Source organism: Xenorhabdus sp. IM139775 (assembly GCF_028598745.1).
GTDB lineage: Bacteria > Pseudomonadota > Gammaproteobacteria > Enterobacterales > Enterobacteriaceae > Xenorhabdus.
Genome location: NZ_JAQRFK010000196.1, coordinates 1 through 1,189, shown reverse-complemented (window position 1 = coordinate 1,189; position 1,189 = coordinate 1). Strand labels below are relative to the sequence as shown.

The 1,189-nt window shown below is 35.6% G+C and carries 2 protein-coding genes; both read right to left on the bottom strand.

Annotation, left to right across the window (positions count from 1 at the left end; translation table 11 throughout):
* Positions 1–99: 99 nt before the first annotated feature.
* Entirely contained in the window at positions 100–495 is a 396-nt protein-coding gene (locus PSI17_RS16935; RefSeq protein WP_273553072.1) for a DUF1240 domain-containing protein, read from the bottom strand.
* Positions 492–1,189, bottom strand: a 698-nt coding sequence (locus PSI17_RS16930) for a hypothetical protein (protein ID WP_273553071.1), incomplete at its 5' end; no start/stop codon positions are given. The genes PSI17_RS16930 and PSI17_RS16935, both read right to left, overlap by 4 nt.

The window sequence follows — 1,189 nt, the reverse complement described above, 5'->3', positions numbered from 1 at the left end:
TTTAAACACTATTTAGCATTATGAAAAACAATAAAAAAGCCCCTGACATTCAGAGGCTAAACTTGCGAAAACACGAGGACAGAATATTTACAAACTTTTTCATTTACACAGTGATAAATCTTTTACATAGGTGGTTGGTGACATCCACGATAATTTATCGCATGTCAGATAACCATCACTTTTTAACTTATAATCAACATAAAAAGAGATAGGAAAACCAATTATAAATGATGCAATCATCAACCTACTAAGATATTTAACAACTATCTTGTTAAATTTAGGTAGTCTATCAAAGATAAAGAAAAAAACAGAGCCTGATAACGAATATAATAATAGAGGTGAAGACATAACAACCATGACAACAGTGCCAGAAAATCTTATTTCATCTTTCATTAATATTAATGAAAGAGCATCGTCAATAATGAAAGCAACTATAAATGTCATTAACAATAATAATATTAGCACACCTAATGCTTTAAGGTATTTACTATTCACCTAAACCTTCCTAATCCATTAAAAAAATGCCGTAAATCCGCTTCCGGTGTTCTTGGTTTTCTCTTCATTTCTTCTTTTATGAGTGCTATTAATTTTTCACTTATCCCATATTGCTTATCAAGAGCATCTAAAATATAAGCCACTGCAAAACCAGCAAGTAGAACTATTCCCGCAACAGCAATTATACTGCCACCTAAAGCGGCTGTAGCAATTAAAGCTGAACCGACAGCCCAAGAGGCTGTCGCGATAATAGCAGTTTTAGCCATATCCATGGTTACATTTCCAAGAAAATCGGCTAGCGTATATTCATCCTTAAAAATACTTTCTATTACTCGATATCCAATAGAAAAAATGATGGAGAATCTAACTCCTTGAACAACGCTTGCATTAAGACCCTGCTGCCCAATTCCCATTCCAAGCATTTGGGGATTTTGGGCACGATATCGTGTCCCCATGATACGACTCCTAAGACCTGCATGCCCTGATATGTGAATATACCTTTCCCCATTTTTTCCTACATGTTCTGCCGCTTTAATGCCTAAGCTCTTAAATTCTCGAACAACATCATGGAATCCACGTGAATCATAGATATTTCCTGCGTAGGTAGATATGGGATCAGTGACAGAAAATACACGCGCCATAGGATTTTTTTTCTTGTATCCTGCGTCCGTACCTCTTGCAAATGCTTCTTCAT